Annotated in this window: 22 protein-coding genes and 1 tRNA gene; 17 read left to right on the top strand and 6 right to left on the bottom strand. The window is 72.3% G+C overall.

What is annotated here, in order from left to right; all coding sequences use genetic code 11:
- The first annotated feature begins 32 nt into the window (after positions 1-32).
- From E9998_RS15685 to E9998_RS15650, 8 genes are all read left to right on the top strand, one after another.
- Positions 33-1,316 carry an extracellular solute-binding protein gene (locus E9998_RS15685; protein WP_136530640.1) on the top strand — a complete coding sequence of 428 codons (1,284 nt, stop codon included), beginning with the start codon at positions 33-35 and terminating at the stop codon, positions 1,314-1,316.
- 77 nt (positions 1,317-1,393) lie between these two features.
- A complete protein-coding gene (locus E9998_RS15680) occupies positions 1,394-2,551 on the top strand; it encodes an ADP-ribosylglycohydrolase family protein (RefSeq protein WP_136530639.1) in 1,158 nt (385 codons plus the stop codon).
- The gene (locus E9998_RS26370) at positions 2,548-3,897 is read left to right on the top strand and encodes an ADP-ribosylglycohydrolase family protein (RefSeq protein ID WP_136530638.1); all 1,350 of its coding nucleotides are present in this window, start codon (positions 2,548-2,550) and stop codon (positions 3,895-3,897) included. The genes E9998_RS15680 and E9998_RS26370 overlap by 4 nt, the downstream gene beginning before the upstream one ends.
- Entirely contained in the window at positions 3,894-4,808 is a 915-nt protein-coding gene (locus E9998_RS26365; protein WP_136530637.1) for a ribokinase, read from the top strand. The genes E9998_RS26370 and E9998_RS26365 overlap by 4 nt, the downstream gene beginning before the upstream one ends.
- A complete protein-coding gene (locus E9998_RS15665) occupies positions 4,795-6,774 on the top strand; it encodes an SUMF1/EgtB/PvdO family nonheme iron enzyme (RefSeq protein WP_136530636.1) in 1,980 nt (659 codons plus the stop codon). Before E9998_RS26365 ends, E9998_RS15665 begins: the two co-directional genes overlap by 14 nt.
- A gap of 182 nt (positions 6,775-6,956) precedes the next feature.
- Positions 6,957-8,144: a CaiB/BaiF CoA transferase family protein gene (locus E9998_RS15660; protein WP_136530635.1), complete on the top strand. Its 1,188-nt coding sequence runs from the start codon at positions 6,957-6,959 to the stop codon at positions 8,142-8,144.
- Complete coding sequence (locus E9998_RS15655) at positions 8,141-8,920, top strand: HpcH/HpaI aldolase/citrate lyase family protein (protein ID WP_136530634.1); 780 nt, start codon at positions 8,141-8,143, stop codon at positions 8,918-8,920. The genes E9998_RS15660 and E9998_RS15655 overlap by 4 nt, the downstream gene beginning before the upstream one ends.
- Before the next feature lie 173 nt (positions 8,921-9,093).
- Positions 9,094-9,849: a DUF2470 domain-containing protein gene (locus E9998_RS15650; RefSeq protein WP_136530633.1), complete on the top strand. Its 756-nt coding sequence runs from the start codon at positions 9,094-9,096 to the stop codon at positions 9,847-9,849.
- A gap of 1 nt (position 9,850) precedes the next feature.
- Here E9998_RS15650 and E9998_RS15645 read toward each other — a convergent pair whose 3' ends face one another.
- Positions 9,851-10,978 (bottom strand): hypothetical protein, encoded by a 1,128-nt coding sequence (locus tag E9998_RS15645; protein WP_136530632.1) that lies wholly within the window; start codon positions 10,976-10,978, stop codon positions 9,851-9,853.
- A gap of 87 nt (positions 10,979-11,065) precedes the next feature.
- Between E9998_RS15645 and E9998_RS15640 the strand changes: the two genes are divergently transcribed.
- On the top strand, positions 11,066-11,947 hold the full coding sequence (locus tag E9998_RS15640) for a hypothetical protein (RefSeq protein WP_136530631.1): 882 nt from the start codon (positions 11,066-11,068) through the stop codon (positions 11,945-11,947).
- A 31-nt stretch (positions 11,948-11,978) separates the two neighbouring features.
- On the opposite strand, the gene E9998_RS15635 is transcribed toward E9998_RS15640, so the two are convergent.
- The 3 genes from E9998_RS15635 to E9998_RS15625 all read right to left on the bottom strand — a co-directional run bounded on the left by E9998_RS15635 (position 11,979) and on the right by E9998_RS15625 (position 13,439).
- Positions 11,979-12,049: transfer RNA gene (locus tag E9998_RS15635), tRNA-Gly, on the bottom strand.
- A 57-nt stretch (positions 12,050-12,106) separates the two neighbouring features.
- Positions 12,107-12,709 carry an HAD family hydrolase gene (locus tag E9998_RS15630; RefSeq protein ID WP_136530630.1) on the bottom strand — a complete coding sequence of 201 codons (603 nt, stop codon included), beginning with the start codon at positions 12,707-12,709 and terminating at the stop codon, positions 12,107-12,109.
- A 61-nt stretch (positions 12,710-12,770) separates the two neighbouring features.
- Entirely contained in the window at positions 12,771-13,439 is a 669-nt protein-coding gene (locus E9998_RS15625; RefSeq protein WP_136530629.1) for a ThuA domain-containing protein, read from the bottom strand.
- A gap of 365 nt (positions 13,440-13,804) precedes the next feature.
- Here E9998_RS15625 and tig point away from each other — a divergent pair, with 365 nt between their 5' ends.
- From tig to clpX, 4 genes are all read left to right on the top strand, one after another.
- Positions 13,805-15,187 carry a trigger factor gene (gene tig, locus E9998_RS15620; RefSeq protein ID WP_158299828.1) on the top strand — a complete coding sequence of 461 codons (1,383 nt, stop codon included), beginning with the start codon at positions 13,805-13,807 and terminating at the stop codon, positions 15,185-15,187.
- Between the two features lie 291 nt (positions 15,188-15,478).
- The gene (locus E9998_RS15615; protein WP_136530627.1) at positions 15,479-16,132 is read left to right on the top strand and encodes an ATP-dependent Clp protease proteolytic subunit; all 654 of its coding nucleotides are present in this window, start codon (positions 15,479-15,481) and stop codon (positions 16,130-16,132) included.
- 24 nt (positions 16,133-16,156) lie between these two features.
- A complete protein-coding gene (locus E9998_RS15610; protein ID WP_136530626.1) occupies positions 16,157-16,822 on the top strand; it encodes an ATP-dependent Clp protease proteolytic subunit in 666 nt (221 codons plus the stop codon).
- 335 nt (positions 16,823-17,157) lie between these two features.
- Positions 17,158-18,462, top strand: coding sequence for an ATP-dependent Clp protease ATP-binding subunit ClpX (gene clpX / locus E9998_RS15605; protein ID WP_136530625.1), 1,305 nt, complete (start codon positions 17,158-17,160; stop codon positions 18,460-18,462).
- Positions 18,463-18,468: 6 nt separating this feature from the next.
- On the opposite strand, the gene E9998_RS15600 is transcribed toward clpX, so the two are convergent.
- Positions 18,469-18,789 (bottom strand): PLD nuclease N-terminal domain-containing protein, encoded by a 321-nt coding sequence (locus tag E9998_RS15600; protein ID WP_136530624.1) that lies wholly within the window; start codon positions 18,787-18,789, stop codon positions 18,469-18,471.
- Positions 18,790-18,965: 176 nt separating this feature from the next.
- Here E9998_RS15600 and E9998_RS15595 point away from each other — a divergent pair, with 176 nt between their 5' ends.
- The 3 genes from E9998_RS15595 (at position 18,966) to E9998_RS15585 (ending at position 21,795) form a co-directional block, all read left to right on the top strand.
- Positions 18,966-19,736, top strand: a complete 771-nt coding sequence (locus E9998_RS15595) for an electron transfer flavoprotein subunit beta/FixA family protein (protein WP_136530623.1) — start codon at positions 18,966-18,968, stop codon at positions 19,734-19,736.
- A gap of 20 nt (positions 19,737-19,756) precedes the next feature.
- Positions 19,757-20,686, top strand: coding sequence for an electron transfer flavoprotein subunit alpha/FixB family protein (locus tag E9998_RS15590; RefSeq protein ID WP_136530622.1), 930 nt, complete (start codon positions 19,757-19,759; stop codon positions 20,684-20,686).
- A 497-nt stretch (positions 20,687-21,183) separates the two neighbouring features.
- Positions 21,184-21,795, top strand: a complete 612-nt coding sequence (locus E9998_RS15585; RefSeq protein ID WP_136530621.1) for a biotin transporter BioY — start codon at positions 21,184-21,186, stop codon at positions 21,793-21,795.
- Positions 21,796-21,864: 69 nt separating this feature from the next.
- Here the strand turns inward: E9998_RS15585 and E9998_RS15580 are convergent, their stop codons facing one another.
- Positions 21,865-22,776: a hypothetical protein gene (locus tag E9998_RS15580; protein WP_136530620.1), complete on the bottom strand. Its 912-nt coding sequence runs from the start codon at positions 22,774-22,776 to the stop codon at positions 21,865-21,867.
- A 247-nt stretch (positions 22,777-23,023) separates the two neighbouring features.
- Between E9998_RS15580 and E9998_RS15575 the strand changes: the two genes are divergently transcribed.
- Entirely contained in the window at positions 23,024-24,181 is a 1,158-nt protein-coding gene (locus tag E9998_RS15575; protein ID WP_136530619.1) for a cysteine desulfurase family protein, read from the top strand.
- The last annotated feature ends 26 nt before the right edge of the window (positions 24,182-24,207 follow it).

Raw genomic sequence — 24,207 nt, 5'->3', positions numbered from 1 at the left:
CACCCGCCGTTCACTACCGAAAGAGAGAAACCATGCGCACTCGCAACAGCGTCGTCGCGGGCGTCCTGGCGCTCCCCCTGGCGCTCACCGGCTGTTCGGCCTTCGGGGTCGGCGGCGGCGACGACGAGGGCGGCGCCGTGACGCTGACCTTCCAGTCGCTCGCCTTCCAGGACACCACGATCGCCGCCACCCAGGAGATCGTGGACGCCTGGAACGAGGCCAACCCCGACGTCCAGGTCGAACTCGTCCAAGGCAGCTGGGACAACGTGCACGACCAGCTCGTCACCCAGTTCCAGGGCGGCACCGCCCCCGACGTCATCCACGACGAGTCGGCCGACATCATGGGCTTCGCCGAGCAGGGCTACCTCGCCGACCTCGCCCCGCACCTGAGCGACGAGGTCACCGCCGCGGTCTCCGAGGACGTCTGGAAGTCGGTCACCACCGGCGACGGCGCGGTGGTCGCCGCCCCCACCCTCCTCCAGTCCTACGTGGTCTTCGCGAACACCGCCGCGTTCGCCGACGCCGGCGCGGCCCTCCCGACCGGCGACACCCTCCCCTGGGACGACTTCCAGTCCCTCGCCGCCCAACTCACCGCGGGCGAGACCTACGGCGTCGGCTGGGGCCTCCAGCAGCCCACCGCCACCGTCATGAACCTCTCCCTCGGCTTCGACGGCACCTACTTCACCGGCACCGGGGCCGACGCCGCCATCGAGGTCGGGGACGCGGAGCTCGCCGTCCCCGAGCGCATCCACGCGATGGCCTACGACGACGCCTCCCTCGACCCCGTCTCGCTCACCCAGAGCGGCTCGGACGTCCTGCCCGGCTTCTTCGACGGCAAGTACGCCATGTACGTCGCGGGCAACTACATCGCCCAGCAGATCACCGAGTCCGCGCCCGAGGGCTTCGAGTGGGCCGTCCTGCCCCCGCTCGCCGGGACCGCCGGGGCCGTCCAGGCCGCGAACCCGCAGACCATGTCCGTGGCCGCCGAGAGCGAGCACGTCGAAGAGGCCGCCGCGTTCATCGACTTCTTCATGCAGGCCGACCACCAGGCCGCGCTCGCCCAGGGCGACTGGCTCATCCCCGCCTCCGGCGAGGCCCGCGCCGCCGTCGCCGAGCAGACCGCGGGCGAGAACGGCTGGGAGGCCATCCTCGCCTCCGGCGAAGGGCTCTCGGCCGCGCCCTTCCAGTCCGCCGTCGACTACCCGCAGTGGAAGGACCAGTACGCCACCCCAGCACTCCAGCAGTACCTCGCCGACGAGATCACCCTCGACCAGCTGCGCGACCAGCTGACCGACGGCTGGTCCGAGCTCGGATAGACCGCACACCCGGACACCCCGTCCGCCGGGGGCCCCGGCCCCCGGCGGACGCCGAACCACGACCCAAGGGAGACACGATGACCCTGCCGCTGCACGACCCGTTCGCGGACAAGGCCACCGGCGCGCTCGCCGGCGCCGCGGTCGGCGACGCCCTCGGCGGCGCGGCCGAAGGGAACACCCCCGAGGCCATCCAGGCCCGCTACGGCGGGTTCATCGAGGGGATCGTGCCCCCCTTCAACGCCGACTGGCGCAACGCCCGCCCCATCGCCCCCTACCACAAGGGCGACGGCCACATCACCGACGACACGCTCATGACCGCGGCCCTCGTCGACGTGTACGACACCGTCCGCGACCACCTCGACGCCCACGCGATCGCCGCGCACCTGGTGCCGCTCCTCATCGGCGACAAGCGCTGGATTCCCGAGCTCGAAGCCGAGGCGCTCCTGCTCCACCGGATCTTCCTCGCCGAGAAGTGGCTCGTCGCCAGGCTCCACTACGGACACGTCGACCCCCGCGAGGCGGGCGTCGGCAACATCGTCAACTGCGGCGCCACCATGTACGCAGCCCCCGTCGGCATCGTCAACGCCGCCGACCCCGACGCCGCCTACGCCGAGGCGATCGACATCGCCGGCGCCCACCAGTCCTCCTACGGGCGCGAGGCCGCCGGGGTCTTCGCCGCCGCCGTCGCCGAGGCCATGCGCCCCGGCGCCGACGTGGACTCGGTCCTCGCCTGCGCCCTGCGCCTCGCCAAGGACGGCACCCGGGACGCCGTCGAAGCCGTCGCCGAGGCCGCCGCACGCGTCACCGACTGGCGCGGCGGCCTCGCCGAGCTGCGCCGCGCCGTCGCCCCCTTCGACACCGTCGGCCCCGACTACCGCGCCCCCGCCCTGGACGCGCGCATCCCCAGCCGCACCAAGTCCATCGAAGAGCTCCCCGTCGCGCTCGGGATGCTCGTGGCCGCCCGCGGCGACCATCGCGAAGCCGTCCTCGGCGCCGTCAACTACGGCCGCGACTCCGACTCCATCGCCGTCATGGCCGGGGCCCTCGCCGGGGCCCTCGGCGGCACCGCCGCCGTCCCCGCCGACTGGATCGCCGACGTCAGCGAGGCCAGCCGCATCGACGTCACCGCGACCGGCCCCCTCATCGCCGCCGCCGCCCGCACCGTCTGGGCCGCCGACGAGGCTCGCGCCGCCCGCACCGCCAAGGCCCGCAACGACTACGGAGGCCGACCGTGATCCGCCTGTCCTGGACCCAGCCCGAAGACCTCGTCCCGCACGCGTTCGCCGCCGCCGCCCTCGACGGCCGCGACGCCGAGCACCTCCGCGAACGCTGGATCGCCGCCGGAGGCGCGGCCGAACCCGCCGTCGGCGGCGCCAGCCCCGAACCCGCGCCCGCGCCGCTGAGGGCCCTCGCCCGCTGGCTCCTCGCCGAACTCGACGGCCTGCCCGATCCCGAAACGCTGAACGCCGACGAACCGGAGGCGCTCGACGCCATACTGGCGGACATCGCACCCGTCGACAGCCCCGAACGCCCCGGCGACCTCGCCGACCGGGTCCTCGGCGCGTGGCTCGGCCGCGCCGCCGGATGCCTCCTCGGCAAACCCGTCGAGAAGCTCCCGCTCCACGGCATCCGCGCCGTCGCGCGGTCCACCGGCAACTGGCCCCTGCACGGCTACTTCACCGCACAAGGCCTCGACCCGGCCGTCGCCGCCGCCCACCCCTGGAACCGCCGCAGCCGCCCCACCAGCCTCGCCGAGAACATCGACGGGATGCCCGAGGACGACGACCTCAACTTCCCCCTCATCGCCCTCCACCTCCTCGAACGCCACGGCGACGAGTTCACCACCGACGACGTCGCCCAGGCCTGGCTCGACCTCCTCCCCGGCGGCCGCGTCTTCACCGCCGAGCGCATCGCCTACCGCAACCTCCTCGACGGCGTCGAACCCGAGGCCGCCGGGAAGGTCGCCAACCCCTTCCGCGACTGGATCGGCGCCCAGATCCGCGCCGACCTCTACGGCTGGACCCGCCCCGGCGACCCCCGCGGCGCCGCCCGGCTCGCCTGGACCGACGCCCGGCTCTCCCACGGCCGCAACGGCATTTACGGTGCCGTGTTCGTCGCCGCCGCCAGCGCCGCCGCCGTCGCGGGCGCCTCCGTCAAGGAGGTCCTGGAGACCGGCCTGTTCGCCGTCCCGCCTCGCAGCCGCTACGCCGAGGCCGTCGCCCGCGGCGTCGACCTCGCCCACAGCGCCGCCCCGGACGAGTCCGCAGTGGACACCCTGCACCGCGAGTACGGCGCGCACCACTGGGTCCACGTCCTCCCCAACACCGCGCTCCTCGCCTTCGCGCTCGCCCGCGGCGAAGGCGACTTCGAGCGCACGATCACCCTCGCCGTCTCCGGCGGCTGGGACACCGACTCGGTCGGCGCCACTGCTGGCGCCCTCACCGGCGCCATGACCGGCGCGAACGCCCTGCCGCCCAAGTGGATCGACCCGCTGGACGACCGCCTCGCGACCTCCGTGCCCGGTTTCGCGGGCGCCCGCTTCACCGACCTCGCCGCCCGCACCCTGGCGGTGACGCGGTGAGCGTCCTCGTCCTCGGCTCGGCCAACCTCGACCTCGTCTACGACGTCGACCGCATCCCCGCTCCCGGTGAGACCGTCCTCGCCCGCGGTTTCGCGTCCTTCCCCGGCGGCAAGGGCAACAACCAGGCGATCGCGGCCGCCCGCTGCGGCGCCGACGTGCGCTTCGTCGTCGCCCTCGGCCGCGACGCCTCCGGCGACCGCCTCGCCGAGGAGGCCCGCCGCGCCGGGATCGACCTGCGCGACCGCCGCTGCGACGCCCCCACCGGCACCGCCGTCATCTACGTCGACCGCGGCGCCGAGAACTCGATCGTCGTGGACTCCGGCGCCAACGCCCTCCTCACCGACCTCACCGCCGCCGAACGCGACGACATCGCCGACGCCGACGTCCTGGTCCTGCAACTGGAGACGCCGCTGGACACCGTGGCCGAAGCGGTGCGCACCGCCCGCGCCGGCGCCACCCGCGTCGTTCTCAACGCCGCGCCCAGCGCCGACCTCCCGCCCGGCCTCCTCGGCGACGCCGACGTGCTCGTGGTCAACGAGCACGAGGCCGCGGCCCTCGCGGGCCTGCCCGCCGGGGCCGACGAGCGGTCGCTCCTGGCCGTGCTCACCGACCGCGGCGCCGCCGCGATCATCACCCTCGGCGCCGCGGGCGCGCTCGTGGGCGTCCCCGGCGCCGCACCGGTCCTCGTCCCCGGCCACCGGGTGGAGGCGGTCGACACGACCGGCGCGGGCGACACGTTCGTGGGCGCGCTCGCCGCCGCGCTCGACCGCTCGGGTGACCGCACTCCCGCTTCCCTTGTGGACGCCGCCGCCTTCGCGACGGCCGCCGCCGCGATCGCCGTGCGGCGCAAGGGCGCCGTCCCGTCCATCCCCACTCTCGAAGAGGTGCTCGACTTCCGTGGCAGGCACTGAACCCGCGTTCGACCCGCTCGTGCCCCGGCCGATCGACCGGCCGACGGTCCTGCCGCCCGGCGGCCTGACCGACGCCGACACCGCCAAGATCTTCGCGGCCCCCGGCGACCCCGCCGAGTGGCCCGCGTGGCGCGCCGACCTCACCACCTGGCGCGACGAGGCGCGTAGGCGGCTCCGCTACAGCGGAGCCGCCTACGAAGTCCCCGCGACCCGGTGGGCGGCGAGCGCCTACGCCGTCGCCCAGGTGTGGCTCTGGGACGAGCGGCTCTTCGACCACCGCGAGCAGCGGTTCACCCCCGACGCGTTCCTGGCCTCCCTCGCCGGCCAAGGCGGCCTCGACGGGCTCGTGCTCTGGCACGCCTACCCGGTCATCGGCATCGACGACCGCAACCAGTTCGACTACTACCGCGACGTGCCCGGCCTGCGCGGCCTCGTGGACGCCTTCCACGAACGCGGCCTGCGGGTCTTCGTGGACTACAACCCCTGGGACACCGGGACGCGGCGGGCCGAGCGCGGCGACGCCGCCGAATTCGCCGCGCTCGTGGCCGAACTCGACGCCGACGGCGTCTTCCTCGACACCCTCAAGGAAGGCGACGCCGACCTCACCCGCGCCCTCACCGAAGGGCCCAGACCCCAAGTGCTCGAAGGGGAGTCGCGTGTCCCCAACCAGCGGATCGAGGACCACCTCCTGTCCTGGGCCCAGTGGTTCGCCGACTCCGAGGCGCCCGGCGTGCAGCGCGCGCACTGGTACGAGCGCCGCCACATGCTCCACTCGATCCGCCGCTGGAACCGCGACCACTCGGGCGAACTCCAGTCCGCGTGGATGAACGGCACCGGCATCCTGGTGTGGGACGCCGTGTTCGGCGTCTGGGTCGGCTGGAACGCCCGCGACGAGGCGACCCTGCGGCGGATGCTCCGCGTCCAGCGCGCCGCCCACGACCTCCTCACCGCGGGGGAGTGGTCGCCGCTCGAAGGCGCGAGCGCCGCGGCACTCGAAGCGCGCGTGTACGTCTCCCGCTGGTCCACACCCGACGCCACACTGTGGACCATCGTCAACCGCGGCGACGCCGACTGGACCGGCGACCCCCTCGACGCTCCGCTCCCGAACGGCGCCAAGCGCTTCGACGTCACCGCCGGGCTCGCCGACCCGACCGAGGTCACCGTGCCCGCCCGCGGCGTTGCGGGCGTCCTCGAACTCGCCCCCGGCGCCCCCGAACCCGACTGGCTCCCCGACCTCCTCAAGGCCGCCGCCGCCGACCCCGGCTCCGCCGACGCGACCTTCCCCGCCCGCGAGGCGATCCGCGTCCGCCCCGCGCCGTCCACCGTCGCGCCGCCCGTCGACGCCCTCGCCGTCCCTCCCGGGCCCCACCGCCTCACCGTCACCTACCGCCGCCGCGAGACCGGCTTCTACCAGGGCGCGCCCTACGTCGAGGAGTGGAAGCCGCTCCCGCCGCGCCTCCACGACGACCGCGCCGAGACCCTCGACGTCACCGTCGCGAGCACCGCTGTGGCCGCCGCCGAGGTCTCGGTCGGCGAGTACTGCGCCTTCCTCGACGACACCGGCTACACGCCGCCGGTCGGCTCGCGATTCCTCTGCGGCCCGACGGAAGACGACGACGCCCCCGTCACCGGCGTCGCCCTCGCCGACGCTCGCGCCTACGCCGCCTGGGCCGGGGCCCGCCTGCCCGACGAGTTCGAATGGCAGCTCGCCGCCGCGCTCCCGGGCTTCCGGCGGCGCACCCCCGCCGTCTGGAACTGGACCGAGAGCGAGCACACCGACGGCGCCACCCGCTTCACCATGCTCAAAGGCGGCGCCGACCACCGCTCCGAAGGCTCCGACTGGTACGCCGACGGCGGCCCCAAGGACCCCTCGTTCAGCCTCAAGTACCTGCTCCCCGGCCTCGGCCTCGAACGCTCCCCGAGCATCGGCTTCCGCATCGCCTGGGACCTGGAGGACGGCCGGTGACGCCCGCCCGCGCCGCCTCGACCGGACCCCGGCCCCGGCGACGTTCGAGAACCGTCGACGCGAACCGCGGGCGCACGGTCGGCCGCGGGACGGACCCCGCCCGCCGCCCGCACTGATCTCGTCACCGTTCAAGCCGGGCGGCCCGACGCCCCGCCCGTCGCCCGACCCCAGAAGGAGGACCCATGACCGCACCGCTCGAAGGACTCCGCGTCCTCGACGTCTCCACCCTCTTCGCCGGCCCGATCGCCGCGACCCTCCTCGGCGACTTCGGCGCCGACGTGATCAAAGTGGAGCACCCCAGGAAGCCCGACGCCGCGCGCGGTCACGGCCCCTCCAAGGACGGCATCAACCTCTGGTGGAAGACCCTGGGCCGCAACAAGCGCACCGCCACCATCGACCTCGGCGCACCCGAGGGCGCCGACCTCCTCCTGCGCCTCGCCGCCGACGCCGACGTCCTCATCGAGAACTTCCGCCCCGGCACCCTCGAACGCTGGGGCCTCGGCCCCGACGTCCTCCACGCCGCCAACCCGCGCCTCGTCGTCGCCCGCGTCACCGCCTTCGGGCAGACCGGCCCCTACGCCTCCCGCCCCGGCTTCGGCAGCCTCGCCGAGGCCATGAGCGGCTTCGCGGCCCTCACCGGCCAGCCCGACGGACCGCCCACCCTCCCGCCCTTCGGCCTCGCCGACGGCGTCGCCGCCCTCGCCACCGCCTACGCCGTCCTCGTCGCCCTGCGCGGCGCCGACCGCACCGAACGCGGCCAGGTCGTCGACCTCGCCATCATCGAACCGATCCTCTCCCTCCTCGGCGGCCAGATCACCGCCTACGACCAGCTCGGACTCCTCCAGCCCCGCAGCGGGAACCGCTCGGTCAACAACGCGCCCCGCAACGTCTACCGCACCGCCGACGACGCCTGGGTCGCCGTCTCCACCAGCTCCCAGTCCATCGCCGAACGCGTCATCCGCCTCGTCGGGCGGCCCGACCTCGTCGCCGAACCCTGGTTCGCCACCGGCCACACCCGCGCCCAGCACGCCGACGAACTCGACGCCGCCGTCGCCGCCTGGATCGCCGAGCGCCCCGCCGCCGACGTCGTCGCCGCCTTCGAAGACGCCCAAGCCGCCGTCGCCCCCGTCTACGACGTGCGCGGCGTCCTCGCCGACCCCCAGTACCGCGCCATCGGCACCGTCCTCGAGGTCGAGGACGACGAACTCGGGCCGATGAAGATGCAGAACGTGCTCTTCCGCCTCTCCGAGACCCCCGGCGCCGTCCGCTGGACCGGCCGCCGCCACGGCCAGGACACCGACGCCGTCCTCGCCGAGGCCGGCGTCACCCGCGAACAGCTCGACCTGCTGCGCGCCAAGGGAATCGTATGAACCCCGCCAGCGCCCTCTACGTGCCCGGCGATCGCCCCGACCGCTTCGCCAAGGCCGCCGCCTCCGGCGCGGGCCTGGTGATCCTCGACCTGGAGGACGCCGTCGCCCCCGCCGCCAAGGCCGACGCGCTCGCCGCCGTCACCGCCCGGCTCGCCGACCCGCCCGCCGTCCCGATCCAGGTCCGCGTCAACACCGATGCGCCGCAGGAGATCACCGCGATCCGCGCCACCGGCGCGCGCGTCGGGCTCCGCATACCCAAAGTGGAGTCTCCAGCCGACCTCGACCGGATCGCCGCGCTCGCAGGGGAACTCCCGCTCACCGCGCTGATCGAGTCCGCCCGCGGCCTCGAAGCCGCCGCCGCGATCGCCGCGCACCCCGCCGTGCGGGACCTCGCGCTCGGCGAGGCCGACCTCGCCAGCGACCTCGGCAGCGCCGACCCGCGCGTCCTCGACCACGCCCGGCTGCGCCTCCTCGTCGCCGCCCGCGCGGCGGGCCTGCCCGCCCCGATGCTCTCGGTCTACCCCGCGATCGGCGACCTCGACGGCCTGCGGGCCGACACCGAACGCGGACGCGCCCTCGGCTTCAGCGGCCGGGTCGCCGTGCACCCCAAGCAGATCCCGGTCATCGAAGCGGTCTTCGCGCCGACCGACGCCGACCGCGCCTGGGCCGAGGCCGTCCTCGCCGCGCTCGAAGGCGGCGGCGTCGCGACCCTGCCGAACGGCGACATGGTCGACCCGGCCATGCGCGGCCGGGCCCTGGGCATCCTGCGCCGCTGAACGACGCGGGCATCGTTCCCGTTCGGACCCTTGGAGGTCGGCGGCGACAAGGAGCGTCTGCGAGCGCCTCGATTTGCGGTCACGCCGACCCGTACCCCGCTCCGAGTCGATGTTAGGTTAGCCTAATTATGCTTAGCGATGGCTAACTTCTATCGAGGAACGGGGTGGGCCCGATGCGTCCGACCGCTGCCGAAGTCGCCCGCACGCTGGCCCGCGGCCGCCTGGAGGGAACGCTGAAGTTCGCCGACGGCAGCGAGGTCGGCGGGTTCGGCCACGCCACCGACCGCAGCGGACGACCGCTGCTCCTGGCCCGAGGCGGCGGCGACCTCGCGAAGGCCCTGCACGCCCGCGCGGGCTCGGGGGACCGGCGGGCGCGGCTCACCGTGGACGACGTGCCGCCGGTGCCCGGCGCGCCGAGCCTCGGGCGCCTCCGCGTCTCGGGCTCCCTCTGGCAGGTCCCGCAGCGGGCGAGGCGCAACGCCGTCCTCGAATTCGCCGAGTCGAACCCCCTGGCCGACCTCTTCGACGTCGGCACCACCGTCGCCCTGCACGTCCTCGAGATCCAGCGCGTCACCCTCGACCGCTCCGGCTCGACCGAGCCGATCGCGCCCGCCGCGTACAGCGCCGCCGAGCCCGATCCGCTCCACGAGTGCGAGCAGGCCCTCCTCGAAGACCTCGCCGACCACCACGGCACCCAGCTCGGCGGCCTCGTCCGGCGGCTCCTGGACCGGCGCGGCGCCCCCTGCGGCCCCGACCCGAGGGCGGTCCGCCTCGACCGCTACGGCTTCACCGTCGACATCGGACCGGAGGAGGGTCGGCGCGGAAGCCTGCGCCTGGAGTTCGCCCGCGCCGTCCGCGACCAGCACGACCTCGCGCACCTGCTGCACCCGATCCTCTTCCACGACCACCACGGCTGCGAGCACGATTGACTCACCAGGACTGGCAGAGGCTCCCGAAGCCATCGTGGTGCCACATCCCGTCCTCTTCGGAGGCGTCCGGGTCGTCGCGGGGCCCGATCCACATCGCGCCGTCGGTCGCGGCACCGATATACAGGCGCTCGAGCTCGATCGGGCATTCGATGCGCGACAGCTCCTCTCCGGAGGCGTCGAGGTACGACAGCCTGGCCAGGCCCGCATCGTGGGCGAGGATCGCCGGCTCGTTCCACTCGTCGATCGTCACGGTGATCTCGGGGTACCGCACGATCTCCCATACCCGCTCCTCAACGCCGTCGCGTTCGAGCTCCTGCGACTCCGACCAGTTCGGGGCGAAGGGGCAGCCGTACCGCCAGATGCCCTCCTCCTCGGCGACGCACTCGTCCAGGTACGCCTCCAGCGCGGACTGGACCACCGCGTCGGCGCCCTCGGCGACGGCGAACGGTCCGGCCTGCCAGTCCCCGGCCGGAGCGTCGCCGACCGGTGCGACCTGCTCGCCGATCACCAGGCGTGTGCCGCTCGTGGATTCGAAGACATCCGCGGACTCGGGGTGGAACTCGTACAGGCCCGGCAGCAGGATCAGCTCGGCCCTCTCCTCGGCGTAGGGTTCCCGTCCGAGGTCGACGCGATGCCCGTTGAGGTTGACGAACGAGAACGGCGTGGTGCCGACCCAGACTCGGGAGAACGGGTCGTCCAGCTTCCAGCCGTCGTCGCCCTCGGTGAGGTCGAAGTCCCACGCCGCCTGCGCGCCTTCGGGACCGGTGACGGTAGCCCGTATCGACGCGGTCTGCGAGGAGGGCCTGATCCACCGCAGCTTCACCGAGTCGACCGACCAGCCGCCGTCGATCGCCTCCGAAGTCAGGAAATCGGTGCTGCCTTCGGGCACGGCGTCGGCCAGTGCCAATGCGTCCTCCACCGCTCCGCTTCGGGAGGCCTCAAGGAAATCGCGGACCACCGCGACCGGCTCCCCCGCCTCTGCGCGCGCCGACTGCCATTTGTATCCCGCGATCGAACCCGGCAGCAGTACCGCCAGTGCGACCAGCGCCGCGAATCGATCGCGCGAACTCGGGTGCCGCAGGCGGCGCTTCACCGCGGCGAGGCGGGAGGCCTTCTCGGGATTCGCCATGGCGTTCCTCTGATAGGGGGAGTGGAGGTCCTGCACACCCTATTGCCGTGCCGCCACAAGGTGGCCGGGCCGAAATACACTCCGCGGATGGACACCCCCAAGGCCACCAGGAATGCCGCTCCCGCCGTCCCCGAGTACATCACCGCGGGCGTGCTCCTCCTAGGCATCGTTTTCCTCCTCGGCTCGGTCGCGTGGTCGGCCGACCCGAACGACTTCGCCGAGGACCTGGGCGAGCTTCCCGCCTTCGTGGCCGAGGACGCCACGGCCGAGCCCGTTCCCGGCGCCGTGCCCCAGGGCTACACCCTCGCCGAAGGCGCCGAACTGCCCGGACCCGAATCGATCACGTTGGACGAGTTCGTATTCGGCTACCCGGAGGGCCAGGAGTACCTGCCGTACTGGGCCGCCGTCTTCACCAACACCGACGCCGACCGCCACGTCGGCTTCACCCTGCGGTTGACCTTCTACTCCGAGTCGGGTGAGGAGCTGAGCCGGGAGGAACCGGTCGGGCATACGGCGGCCACAGTGCTCGCGCCCGGTGAGAGCAGGGTCTTCGGGGGCAATCCGTACATCGACGCCGGCCTTGACGAGCAGATCGACGCCTCGGCCGAACCGAAAGTGGAGATCCTCGACCCGGTCTGGTACACGCCCGGGCCCGAAGCCGTGGCCACGCCGGTGACGTTCGAGTCCGTCGGCCCCGAGACCGACGGGATCGGAGATTACCAGTACTTCCAGATCGAGGTCGGCAACGCGCTCGGCACTCCGTACGAACAGGGCATCGCGGCGGTCTTCTACGACGAGGACGGCGGGCTGGTCGGCGGCTTCTGCGCCCAACACCTCAAGGGGGGCCGGGAACTGCCGCCCGGCGACTCGACCATCGTCCTCGGGCTGTGGGTAAACGACGTCCCGTCCGGCGTCGACCTGGCGAAGACGCGGTTCACGCCGGTCGAGTTCGGCTGGGATTCCTGCTGAGCGGTACCGGACCGGCCCGGTGATCGAACGGAGCGGGCGACGAGAATCGAACTCGCGTCGTCGGTTTGGAAGACCGGAGCTTTACCATTAAGCTACGCCCGCACTGGTCCCCGGAAGGGAACCGGGACGAGTCTAACGTGCGATCGGCGCGCGGTGCCATCAGGTTCCGGCAAGGGCCTCGCGCAGGCCCGCGACTCCCGCGAAGGTGTGGGCCCGCCAACCCCGGGCCGAGGCCGCCGCGGTGTTGTCCCCGTTGTCGTCGATGAGGGTCAGGTCGCCCGGCGCCGAACCGAAGGACGCTTCCAGCCGCCGCTCCACCAGCGCGAACGCCGCCGCCTCGGGCTTGCGGGCCTTGAGGCCGCTCGCGAAGCACCGGTGGCGGAACCACTGTGCCGCCTCAGGGAACCGCGCGTCGAAGTAGTCGGCGAACAGCGGGCCGTTGTTGGAGAAGATCGCGAGCGGCAGTTCGGTCGCCGTCAGCGCGTCGAGCACGGCCGCATCGAGTGTGAACGCCGAGGTCCACAGGGCGCTCAACTCCTCCGCCCCGCCGTCGAAGCCGGTCCGGTCCCGGACCTCGGCCGCGATCTCGTCGGCGGTGAACTCGCCCGCCTCGCAGCGCGTCTCGAAGCCCGAGGCGAACAGGCGCCGGTGGAGGAACGCGGCGGGCATCCCGGTGCGGCGCGCCAGGAGCGCGAGGCGCCGGTCCGGGTCGAAGGCGAACAGCACCGAGCCGATGTCGACTACCAGGACGCGGACGTTCATGGGCCACCTCAAGGGTCGGTGGTGGAGGGTCGGGGGTGCGACCCATCCTACGTGTCCCAGGTCACCGCTTCGGCAGGACGCTCTCGAGTCCGCCCTTGAGGTGGGCCAGGAAGTCCTCGTCGGCGTAGGCGGCCGCGTCGTGGCCGAGCGCGGTGTAGAAGCACCGGCCCATCTCCAGGCGCCGGTGCCACGCGAGCGGGTGCGGGGCGCCCATCGCGAGGTCGCCCGCCTCGTAGGTGCTCTCGTCGGCTTCGAGCAGCACCTCGACGTCCCGGGGCGCCTCGTCGAAGCTGTACCACTCGTCGGTCCACACCCACCGCTTCGGCAGGTGCGCGGTCGCGGGGTGGTCGCCCTCGACCACGTCGATCTCGCCGGGGGTGCACCCCGGCGGGTGCCCGATGAAGCGGGCGCCCACGAGCTCGCGGTAGAACGGCCAGGAGGCCTCGGCGGTGGAGGCGCCGTGGACGCCGCACCAGCCGCCCCCGCCGGTCACGAAGTCGGCCAGCGCGGCGCGTTCGAGCTCGCCGAGGACGTCGCCGGAGGTGGAGAGCCACACGACGGCGGCGAAGCGGGCGAGGTCGAGGGGGTTGAACACCTCGGGGTCCTCGGTGTGCTCGGTCTCATGGCCGAGTTCGGCGGCGATGCGGGTGACGGCCTCGACCCCGGCGGGGATCGAGTCGTGCCGGAAACCGGTCGTCCTGGTGAACACCAGGATGGCGGGAGCGGCCACGGTGTCTCCTTCTGGTCGGGGGTGCGGCGCCCGGAGCTGCGGTCACAGTCCGCGTCGGGCGCCTCCGGAGAACGATTGCACGGCGAAGTCTAGGCGATATCGTCTCGTCTGACCGCCCACGGTCCGGCTCCCCTCCACGGGTGACGAGCGGCGATATCGACCACACCCGCCGGGGCCCTGACGGCGCGGCGGCCTAGACTCGGTCGGAGCGGGGGTCGATGCTGCGCTGCCGGCGGGCCCGATTCGCATCGAGCGGCCTCCGCGCTGACGCAGGACGCTGCCGTGCAAGGCACCGTCTTCCAAAGCACTGTTTTTTTAGAGCACCGTCGCAAGGCAATCAGCGAAAACGATCTAGGAGTACGTCTGTGAAGAGCACTGTCGAGACCCTGAGCCCGACCAGGGTGCGGCTGTCGGTCGAGGTGCCGTTCGAGGAGCTGGCCCCGTACATCAACGAGGCGTACAAGTCCGTCGGTCAGCAGATCCGCGTCCCCGGCTTCCGCCCGGGCAAGGCGCCCCGCCAGGTGATCGACCAGCGCGTCGGCCGCGAGTCGGTCTTCGCCCAGGCGATGGACCCGGCCGTGCAGGCGAACCTGAACAAGGCCGTCACCGAGAACGACGTGAACGCGCTGGGCCGCCCCGAGCTCACCGAGGTCAAGCCGATCGAGGAGGGCAAGCCCTTCGAGTTCGTCGTCGAGACCGACGTGACCCCCGCGTTCGAGCTGCCCGACTTCGCCTCCCTGAAGGTGACCGTCGAGTCCGGCGACGTGACCGAGGAGGACGTGGACGCGGACCTGGAATCCCAGCGCCTGCGCTTCTCCTCCCTGAAGACCGTCGAGCGCGCCGCCGCCGAGGGCGACTTCGTCGTGATCGACCTGCGCGCCACCCAGAACGGCGAAGAGGTCGAGGGCGGCTCCGTCTCCGGCATGAGCCACGAGGTCGGCTCCGGCAACCTCCTCGAAGGCCTGGACGAGGCTCTCGTCGGCATGGCCTCCGGCGACGAGAAGACAATCCAGTCGACCCTCGCGGGCGAGCAGGACGGCGAGAGCGCCGACGTCGAGGTCAAGGTCACCCAGGTCAAGGAGCGCGAGCTCCCCGAGCTGGACGACGACTTCGCCGAGATGGCGAGCCAGTTCGACACCCTCCAGGAGCTGCGCGACGCCACCCGCGAGCGCCTCGAGAACCAGGGCCGCACCGGCAAGGCAAACGAGGCCCGCGCCAAGACCCTCGAGGCCCTCATCGAGGCCGTCGAGCTGCCGCTGCCCGAGAAGACCGTCAACGACGAGATCGAGCACACCCGCGGCCACCTCCAGGAGCAGGTCGTGCAGATGGCGGGCGGCTTCGACGAGTACCTCGCCGCGGTCGGCAAGACCGCCGAGGAGTTCGACGAGGAGCTGCGCGCCGACATCGAGTCGAACATGAGCCAGTCGATCATCCTCGGCCGGATCGCCCGCGACCGCGAGCTGGAGGTCTCCGGCGAGCTCATGACCGCCGAGGTCGTGCGCCAGGCCCAGCAGCGCGGCGTCCCGCAGGACCAGTTCCAGAAGTTCGTCGACGAGCTGCGCGGCAACGGCGGCCTCCAGCAGATCGCCGCCTCGCTGCGCCAGCAGCTGGCCCTCGAAGAGGTCGTCAAGGAGGCCTCGATCGTGGACGCCAACGGCAAGGAGCTCGGCGAAGAGGAGCTCTTCCCGGGCCGCGCGAAGGCCGCCGAGGCCGACGCCGAGACCGAAGAAGACGACACCGAGGAGTAGTCCTCCCGATCGAAGCGCAAGGGCCCGCCGCATCAGCGGCGGGCCCTTCGCCGTCCCCCGGAGCCCGCCGGGCCCTTGAGGACCCGTCGACGCCGGAGCGCCTCCGACGGACCGGTTGTGCGGGTCGCGCGGGCCCCGGCCGCCCCATGATGGGCGGGGGCCCGGCCGCCGCTCCGCTCGCAGCGAACACGGTGCCCAGGCGCGTCCGATCGTCGCCGGGACGGGCTAAGGTCTGGATTGGTAACCGCAAAGCTGAGTGCAAATCGCCGAGACAGAATGAAGGTGCAAGACATGGATCGTTCGATTCCGTTCTCCTCGCAGCTGGAGAAGGACGTCGTCAACGCGGTGGCCCGGCGCGGCGGTGGCGGCGAAGCCTCGGTCGGCCTGGACAGCATGGTCTTCGACCGCCTGCTCAAAGAGCACATCCTCTTCCTGGGCTCCGACGTCAACTCGGAGATCGCCAACCGTCTCTGCGCGCAGCTGCTCCTGCTCGAAGCCGAGGACGACCAGCGCGACATCAAGCTCTACATCAACTCGCCCGGCGGCTCGGTGTACGACGGCATGGCCATCTACGACACCATGCAGTTCATCAAGAACGACGTCCAGACCGTCGGCATGGGCATGGCCGCCTCCATGGGCCAGCTGCTCCTGTGCGCCGGCACCGCGGGCAAGCGCTACGCGCTCCCGCACGCGCGCATCATGATGCACCAGCCCTCCGGCGGCATCGGCGGCACCGCCTCCGACGTCGCAATCCTCGCCGAGCAGATGCTGTACACCAAGCAGATGTTCCAGGAGCGCGTCGCCGAGCACACCGGCCGCACGATCGAGGAGATCGAGCGCGACTCCGACCGCGACCGCTGGTTCACCGCCGCCGAGGCGAAGGACTACGGCTTCATCGACCACGTCGTCAAGCGGGTGGCCGACGTCCCCGCCGAGGCCAACTAAGCAAGGAACAGGGGAACCCAGAGCATGGACATCAACGCGCAGTCCCACTCGGCACAGTTCGGCCCGCAGGCCCGGTACATCGTGCCCTCGTTCACCGAGAAGACCTCGTACGGGGTCAAGGAGATGAACCCGTACAACAAGATGTTCGAGGACCGCATCGTCTTCCTCGGTTCGCCGGTCGACGACACCTCGGCGAACGACATCATGAGCCAGCTGATCGTCCTGGAGGGCAACGACCCCGACCGGGACATCATCATGTACATCAACTCGCCCGGCGGCTCGCTCACCGCGCTGATGGCGATCTACGACACGATGCAGTACGTGCGCCCCGACATCCAGACGGTGTGCATGGGCCAGGCCGCCTCGGCCGCGGCGGTGCTGCTCGCGGCCGGGACCCCCGGCAAGCGCACCGCGCTGCCGAACTCCCGCGTGATCATCCACCAGCCCGCCACCGAGGGCACCTTCGGCCAGGCCTCCGACATGGAGATCCAGGCCCGCGAGATCATGCGCATGAGGGACCAGCTGGAGAAGATCCTCGCCCGGCACACCGGCCAGCCGGTCGACCAGGTCCGCCGCGACATCGAGCGCGACAAGATCTTCACCGCCGACCAGGCCGTCGCCTACGGCATCGTCGACAACGTGCTCACCTACCGCAAGAAGAACGCCCTGCCCGCCGAAGCCGCGGTCTAACAGGCTCGGTTTGAACGGCGCGGTCTAGTACGACGGAGCGCGGCGGGCCGGTCCCGCCGCGCCTCCGCCCGATCGCCCACGCGGCCCGCCCTGCCGCGATACCGTGGCGCTGGCGTCGGAACGGACACCGAGTCCCGAACCTCGCTGCCGGTCGGTCACAGGCGGTCCGCGGTCAGGGTGGCGTCCCGGCCGCAAATGCGAAATACTGAGTCGAGACACCGGTTCGTCCTGAATCAACGGAGCACGCAAGCACGCTGGAGAGTCACGGCCCGCACGCACCGCCCGGCCCGGCGGGGCACGGTCGGCGAGTCACGCCGAGAGAGGGAGGTACCGCTATGGCACCACGCCTGGGTGACGGCGAGATCCTGAAGTGCTCGTTCTGCTCGAAGTCGCAGCGCCAGGTGCGCAAGCTCATCGCCGGACCTGCGAACGTCTACATCTGCGACGAGTGCATCGACCTGTGCAACGAGATCATCGAAGAGGAGTTCGCCGAGGACGCCGAGGTCGCCTGGGAGGACCTTCCCAAGCCCAAGGAGATCGTCGAGTTCCTCGATCAGTGGGTCATCGGCCAGGACGCCGCCAAGCGCTCCCTCGCCGTCGCGGTCTACAACCACTACAAACGGGTGCAGCTCGACGAACTCGGGTCCGGGCGCAACAACCCCGACCACGTCGAGCTCCAGAAGTCGAACATCCTCATGGTCGGGCCCACCGGCTCGGGCAAGACCCACCTGGCCCAGACCCTCGCGCGGATGCTCGACGTCCCCTTCGCGATAGCGGACGCCACGGCCCTCACCGAGGCCGGCTACGTCGGCGACGACGTCGAGAACATCCTCCTCAAGCTCATCCAGGCCGCCGACTTCGACGTCAAGCGCGCCGAGACCGGCATCATCTACATCGACGAGATCGACAAGGCCGGACGCAAGGCCGACAACCCCTCGATCACCCGCGACGTCTCCGGCGAGGGCGTGCAGCAGGCGCTCCTGAAGATCCTGGAGGGCACCGTCGCCTCGGTGCCGCCGCAGGGCGGGCGCAAGCACCCGCACCAGGAGCACATCCAGATCGACACCACCGACATCCTCTTCATCTGCGGCGGCGCGTTCGCCGGGATCGAGGAGATCATCAAGGGCCGCATCGGCAAGCGCACCGTCGGGTTCACCGCCCCGCTGCACTCGGCCGAGGACGCCGCCGACGACGCCATAGTCTCCCAGGTCATGCCCGACGACCTCCTGAAGTACGGGCTCATCCCGGAGATGGTCGGGCGGCTGCCGATCCTCACCACCGTCGACCACCTCGACCAGCCGACGCTGTTGCGCATCCTCACCGAGCCGAAGAACGCCCTGGTGAAGCAGTACCAGCGCCTGCTCGAACTCGACGGCGTGGAACTCGTGTTCGCCGAGGACGCACTGGAGCCGATCGTGGAGTCCGCGCTGCTGCGCGGCACCGGCGCCCGCGGCCTGCGGGCCATCATGGAGGAGGTCCTCCAGCCGGTCATGTTCGAGATCCCCTCGCGGGCCGACGAGGTCGCCCAAGTGGAGATCACCGCGGACGTGGTGCGCCGCAACGTGAACCCGACGCTCATCCCCAGGACGAAGGCCACCCCGCGCCGGGCCGTGCGCCCGCGCCGCGAGAAGTCGGCCTGAACCCGCTCAGTCCTCTTTGTTGTCGTCGCGCAGGCGGCGGTCGATGTCGCGCAGGAAGTCGGGGTCGTCGTCGGGGGCGACCGGCCCCCGCGGGCTGCGCGGCCCGCCCGAGCTGCCGGTGCTGCCCGGGCCCGGCTGCGGGCGCGGACGGGCGCGGCCGACGGCGAACCAGAGGATGCCGCCCGCGACCGGCACCAGCAGGATGATCGCGACCCACCAGGCTCGCGTGAGCTTCCTCGGGGCGTGTTCACCGCCGAGGCAGTCCGCGAGCGCGGCGATGACCAACGCCAAGTGGGCGAGGAACAGGAACAGGAACGCGCGGACCATGGTCCAATCATGCCTGTCCCGGGCGTCGTGTACAACAACGCCTCGGGGTGTTACTCGAAAGTAACTTCGTAGGATATAGTTTCAGCCCAAGACGCCCGCAGGGATCCGAGGCCCGCTCGCGGACTCGGCGACACCGGCGGGCCACGGATCGCCGCATACGACCTCGGAGGTTGTCGATGAACATCGTGGTTCTGGTCAAGCAGGTCCCCGACTCGGGGCTCGCGAGACGGCTGGACGCCCAATACCGGGTGGACCGCAACGGCGCCAACAACGTCATGGGGGAGCTCGACGAATACGCCGTCGAAGCCGCCCTCCAGCTCAAGGAAGCCCACGGCGGCGAGGTCACCGTCCTCACGCTCGGGCCCGGACAGGCCACCGACACCGTGCGCAAGACCCTCGCGATGGGCGCCGACAAGGCCGTCCACGTCGAGGACGACGCCGTCGGCGGCTCCGACGCGCTCACCACCTCGGCGATCCTCGCCGCGGTCCTCGGCCGCATCGAATGGGACCTCGTCATCGCCGGCGCCGAGTCCACCGACTCCGGCATGGGCGTCATGCCCCACCTGGTCGCCGCCCGCACCGGAGCGCCCGCGCTCACCGGCGCCCGCAAGATCGAGACCGACGGCGCCTCGATCACCGTGGAGCACCAGCGGGCCAACGGCTACGACGTGCTCAACGCGAACCTGCCGGCCATCGTCTCCGTCTGGGACACCATCAACACCCCGCGGTACCCCTCGCTCAAGGGCATCATGGCCGCCAAGCGCAAGCCCGTCGAGACGCTCACCCTCGCCGACCTCGGCATCGACCGCGCCGGCGCCGACGCCGCGGCCAACGAGGTCGTCGGCGCCGCCGACCGCCCCGCCCGCACCGCCGGGCGGATCGTCACCGACGAGGGCCAGGGCGGCGCCGAGCTCGCCGGGTTCCTCGCCGCCGAGAAGTTCATCTGAGCCGGAATCAGGAGACCGACATGACCGACATCCTTGTGTACGTTCCCAACTCCGGCAAGCACGCGGCCGAGGTCCTCACCCTCGCCCGCTCGCTCGGCGACGTCGCCGCCGTGGCCTTCGACGACGCCGCCGCGGGCCTCGCGGGCGAGTACGGCGCCGCTAAGGTCCACCGCGTCGAAGGCGCCGGCATCGACGACTACTTCGTCGCTCCGAAGGCGACCGTCCTCATCGACCTCGCCCGCCAGGCCGCGCCCGACTTCCTCCTGCTCCCGAGCACCGACGAGGGCAAGGCGATCGCCGCACGCGTAGCGGTCGCGCTCGACAACGGGCTGCTCACCGACGTCTCGGCCCTGGAGGCCGACGGCATCGCCACGCAGGACGCGTTCGCGGGCGCGACCATCGTGACCTCCAAGGCCACCAAGGGCTTCACGCTCGCCACGGTCAAGGCCGGCGCGACCGAGCCGGCCCCCGCGCCGGGCACCCCCCAGGTCGAGACCGTCACCGCCGCGGTGTCCGACGAGGACCAGCGCGTGCGCGTCACCCAGCGGGTCGACGAGCCAGCGGGCGACCGGCCCGGCCTGGCCGAAGCCGGCGTCGTCGTCTCCGGCGGCCGCGGCGTCGGCTCCGCGGAGGACTTCGCCCTCATCGAGCGCGTCGCCGACGCTCTCGGCGGCGCGGTCGGCGCCTCGCGCGCCGCGACCGACTCGGGGTACTACCCGCACAAGTTCCAGGTGGGCCAGACCGGCACCACGGTGAGCCCGCAGCTGTACATCGCCGCGGGCATCTCCGGCGCGATCCAGCACCGCGCGGGCATGCAGACCTCGCGCGTGATCGTGGCCGTCAACAAGGACGCCGACGCCCCGATCTTCGGCATGGCCGACTTCGGCGTGGTCGGCGACCTCTTCCAGGTCCTCCCGCAGGCCCTCGAAGAGATCGAGAAGCGCAAGTAGTGGCAGCGGCGCAAGCCCGCTGACGCGACGACGGCCCGGCCCGCCGAAAGGCGGGCCGGGCCGTCGTCATGTGCGGGCCGAACGTGGGCGGCGGTTCGAGGGGAAGGCGCGGCGGGCGGGCGGGAGCGGCGGGGCGCTGGCGAGAGTGGCTCGCGTTCGCTGTCGCCCCCGGCTTCGATGATTGCTCAGGGGTGTGACGACGAGTTGCGGCCGGTCGCCCGTTGGGCGAGCTGGGCTCGCGTTCGCAGTCGCCCCCGTTTCGATGATGGCGCGGGGGTGCGACAGGGGGTGGCGGCGGTGCGGCTCGAGTTTGGCGCGGAGGGCTCGTGTTCGTTGTCGCCCCCGCTTTCGATGGTCGCTCGGGGGTGTGACATGGGGTCGGCGTGGCGGGTGGGGCGGTCGTGCGGGGGCTTCATGTTGTCGTAACAAGGGTGCGTTAGGCTTCGTGGCAGCCTCTCGTTATAGAGAACCTACAGATGATGTTGGAGGAATCCGATATGGCCGCTCCAGCCGCCGCGATCGCCGCTCCGGGTGTGCTTGCCGACCTGCTGCCCGCCTCGACCCGGGCCCGCGCCATCGCGCGCGATGCCGTGCTCGTGCTCGGCGGCGCGGCCGCCGTCGGGGCGTCGGCGCAGATCGCGTTCACGATCCCGCAGATCAGCCCGGTTCCGTTCGTGCTCACGACGTTCACGGTGCTGCTCCTCGGCGCCGCCTACGGCCCGCTGCGCGCGGGCCTGACGCTCGCGCTGTACCTCGCCGCGGGCGCGGCCGGGGTCCCCTGGTTCACCGAGGGCACCTCCGGGTTCGCGATGCCGACCTTCGGCTACATCATCGGCTTCCTCGCCGCCTCGGTCGCCGTGGGCTTCCTGGCGCGGCGCGGCGGCGACCGGACCGTCGTGAAGACCGTGGTGCTCATGGTCGTCGGCAACGTCCTCATGTACGCCTTCGGCGTCCCCTACCTCGCGCTCGCCCTTGACATGAGCGCCTCTGACGCCCTCAGCGCCGGCATGTACCCGTTCCTCGCCGGCGACGCCGTCAAGCTCGTCCTCGCCGCGCTTCTGCTCCCTGGCACCTGGTGGGCCGTGAACCGCTTCCGCTCCCAGGACTGACGCACACGGCGAAGGGCCCCACCGGAATCCGGTGGGGCCCTTCGCGTTCGTCCATGTGCGGCTCCGCCGCTACACCGCGTCCCAGCCGATGCCGAGCGCCCCCGGCCTCGGGACCGGCTCGGCCAGCGCGACCGTGCGGGTCGGGCCCAGTTGCAGGTCGCCGGTCTCGCGCTTGTCCCGCTGGAGGCTCGACTGCGCGAAGCGGTAGACGCGCCGGGGCACCGCGTCGGGCGCGAAGCGCACCTGGAGCGAGTACTGGTCGACCGGGTAGCGGAACGCGTTCCCGTGACCCGTCGACACCCCGCCGTTGCCCTGGACGACGATCTCGAACAGGTGGGTCGCGCCCTTCGGCAGCGGCGTGTCGAACACGATCTGGGCGAGCGCGACCGGGGCGTCCGCGTGGCGCAGGACGTTCGGGACGGTGCAGTCGCGGACCGGCTTGAACTCGATCTCGTCCACGTCGCAGCCGTCGTCCCCGCGGTAGAGCAGGATGTACCGGTCCACGTCGTCGCGCCTCGCGCGCACCAGCATCGACAGCTCCATGAGCGTCTCCTGCCACTGCGAGTCCACGTGCACGACCACCTGCTGGCTGAGGATGTCGAGGGTGTGCTCGCGGGAGGCGGGCACCTGGTCGCACAGCTCGCGGACGGCGTCGCCGCCGAGGACCGCGTCCGGGCGGGGGAGCTGGCCCCGGATCGAGCGGGGGCCGCGGGCGCGCTTGGGGCCCAGGAGGACGCGGAGGGAGCCGGCGGGGAGGTCGAGGAGGTCTTCGAGGGCGGTGACGGCGGCGAGGGACTCGGCGCGCTCGGGGCGGGAGCGTCCGGACTGCCAGTAGCTGAGGCTCGTGGTGGAGACGGTGATGCCGCGCATCGCGAGGCGGTGACGGATCCGGTCGAGGCCGAGCCCGCTGGTCTGGATGGCCACCCGCAGGGCGGTGTGGAACGGCCCCGCACGTAGCGCTTCGGCGAGCTCGGGCGTCATCGGCACATACTTTCTCTCGACCGGCCCACCGCGGAGTCCGGACCCCCCGGCGCCCGGTCTCGGGGCGGCGACCCCTCGCAACCGGAAAGGTAGGAGGATTCGTCAGATTCTATCTCGCGTGCACCATCGCGGATTACGGCTCCGCGAGCGGTCGGGTGGCGCACGTTCCCACGCCGGGGGTGCGCAGCGCCGCCCGCCGTCGCTGCGGGAGGGAGCGCGCCCGGACGCGCCGTAGACTGAAGGGGCCATGGCCTATCTCGATCACGCCGCGACCACGCCGATGCTCCCCCAAGCGCTCGACGCCTACATGCGGACCGCACGCGCACTCGGCAACGCCTCGTCCCTCCACGGCTCCGGGCGCACCGCCCGCCGCACCGTGGAGGAGGCCCGCGAACGGATCGCCGAGGTCCTCGGCGCCAAACCCGGCGAGGTCATCTTCACCGGGTCGGGCACCGAGGCCGACAACCTCGCCGTCAAGGGCGTCCACTGGGAGCGGCGCACCGGCGCGCGCAACCGGATCGTGACGACCGCCATCGAGCACCACGCCGTCGCCGACGCCGTCGCCTGGCTCGGCGACCACGAGCGGGCCGACGTCACCGAACTGCCCGTCGACAAGCTCGGGCGGGTCGACACCGCCGTCCTCGCCGGGCTCCTCGACGAGCACGCCGCCGAGATCACCGTGATCACCTGCATGTGGGCGAACAACGAGGTCGGTACCCTCCAGCCGATCGAGGCGATGGCGGCCCTGGCCGCGCCCCACGGCATCCCCGTCCACACCGACGCGATCCAGGCGGTCGGCCACGTCCCGGTCGACTTCGCCGCCTCCGGCGCCGCCGCCCTCGCCCTCTCCGGCCACAAGCTCGGCGGCCCCACCGGCACCGGCGCGCTCCTGCTGCGCCGCGACGTCAAGGCCGTGCCGCTGCTCCACGGCGGCGGCCAGGAACGCGAGATCCGCTCCGGCACCCTCGACGTGCCCGGCATCGCCGCCCTCGCCGAAGCCGTCCTCCACGCCGCCCGCACCCAGCAGACCGAGGCGCAGCGCCTCGCGGTCCTGCGCGACGACCTCGTCGCCCGCATCCGCGAAGCCGTGCCCGACGCGATCTACAACGGCGACCCCGAACTGCGCCTGCCCGGGAACGCGCACTTCTCCTTCCCCGGCTGCGAAGGCGACGCGCTCCTCATGCTCCTCGACGCCTCCGGTGTCGAATGCGCCACAGGCTCCGCCTGCTCGGCCGGGATCGCCCAGCCCTCCCACGTGCTCCTCGCGATGGGCGCCGCGCCCGACGACGCCCGCTCCTCCCTGCGCTTCACCCTCGGCTGGCCCACCACCAAGGCCGACGTGGACGCCCTTGTCGCCGCCCTCCCCGAAGCCGTGCGGCGCGCCAAGACCGCCGGACTCACCTGAGCACCGCGCCGCCGGACCGGCCCCGG

Source organism: Glycomyces paridis, from assembly GCF_004912155.1.
Lineage (GTDB): Bacteria > Actinomycetota > Actinomycetes > Mycobacteriales > Micromonosporaceae > Glycomyces > Glycomyces paridis.
This window is presented reverse-complemented; position numbering and strand designations above follow the sequence as displayed.

Coding starts and splice junctions, on each gene's coding strand:
- E9998_RS15575 (WP_136530619.1), top strand. CDS start 23,024: ATGGCCTATCTCGATCACGCCGCGACCACGCCGATGCTCCCCCAAGCG.
- E9998_RS15615 (WP_136530627.1), top strand. CDS start 15,479: ATGGATCGTTCGATTCCGTTCTCCTCGCAGCTGGAGAAGGACGTCGTC.
- E9998_RS15650 (WP_136530633.1), top strand. CDS start 9,094: ATGCGTCCGACCGCTGCCGAAGTCGCCCGCACGCTGGCCCGCGGCCGC.
- E9998_RS15685 (WP_136530640.1), top strand. CDS start 33: ATGCGCACTCGCAACAGCGTCGTCGCGGGCGTCCTGGCGCTCCCCCTG.
- E9998_RS15580 (WP_136530620.1), bottom strand. CDS start 22,776: ATGACGCCCGAGCTCGCCGAAGCGCTACGTGCGGGGCCGTTCCACACC.
- E9998_RS15640 (WP_136530631.1), top strand. CDS start 11,066: ATGGACACCCCCAAGGCCACCAGGAATGCCGCTCCCGCCGTCCCCGAG.
- E9998_RS15610 (WP_136530626.1), top strand. CDS start 16,157: ATGGACATCAACGCGCAGTCCCACTCGGCACAGTTCGGCCCGCAGGCC.
- E9998_RS15680 (WP_136530639.1), top strand. CDS start 1,394: ATGACCCTGCCGCTGCACGACCCGTTCGCGGACAAGGCCACCGGCGCG.
- E9998_RS15595 (WP_136530623.1), top strand. CDS start 18,966: ATGAACATCGTGGTTCTGGTCAAGCAGGTCCCCGACTCGGGGCTCGCG.
- E9998_RS15585 (WP_136530621.1), top strand. CDS start 21,184: ATGGCCGCTCCAGCCGCCGCGATCGCCGCTCCGGGTGTGCTTGCCGAC.
- E9998_RS15655 (WP_136530634.1), top strand. CDS start 8,141: ATGAACCCCGCCAGCGCCCTCTACGTGCCCGGCGATCGCCCCGACCGC.
- E9998_RS15660 (WP_136530635.1), top strand. CDS start 6,957: ATGACCGCACCGCTCGAAGGACTCCGCGTCCTCGACGTCTCCACCCTC.
- clpX (WP_136530625.1), top strand. CDS start 17,158: ATGGCACCACGCCTGGGTGACGGCGAGATCCTGAAGTGCTCGTTCTGC.
- E9998_RS15630 (WP_136530630.1), bottom strand. CDS start 12,709: ATGAACGTCCGCGTCCTGGTAGTCGACATCGGCTCGGTGCTGTTCGCC.
- E9998_RS15600 (WP_136530624.1), bottom strand. CDS start 18,789: ATGGTCCGCGCGTTCCTGTTCCTGTTCCTCGCCCACTTGGCGTTGGTC.
- E9998_RS15590 (WP_136530622.1), top strand. CDS start 19,757: ATGACCGACATCCTTGTGTACGTTCCCAACTCCGGCAAGCACGCGGCC.
- E9998_RS15645 (WP_136530632.1), bottom strand. CDS start 10,978: ATGGCGAATCCCGAGAAGGCCTCCCGCCTCGCCGCGGTGAAGCGCCGC.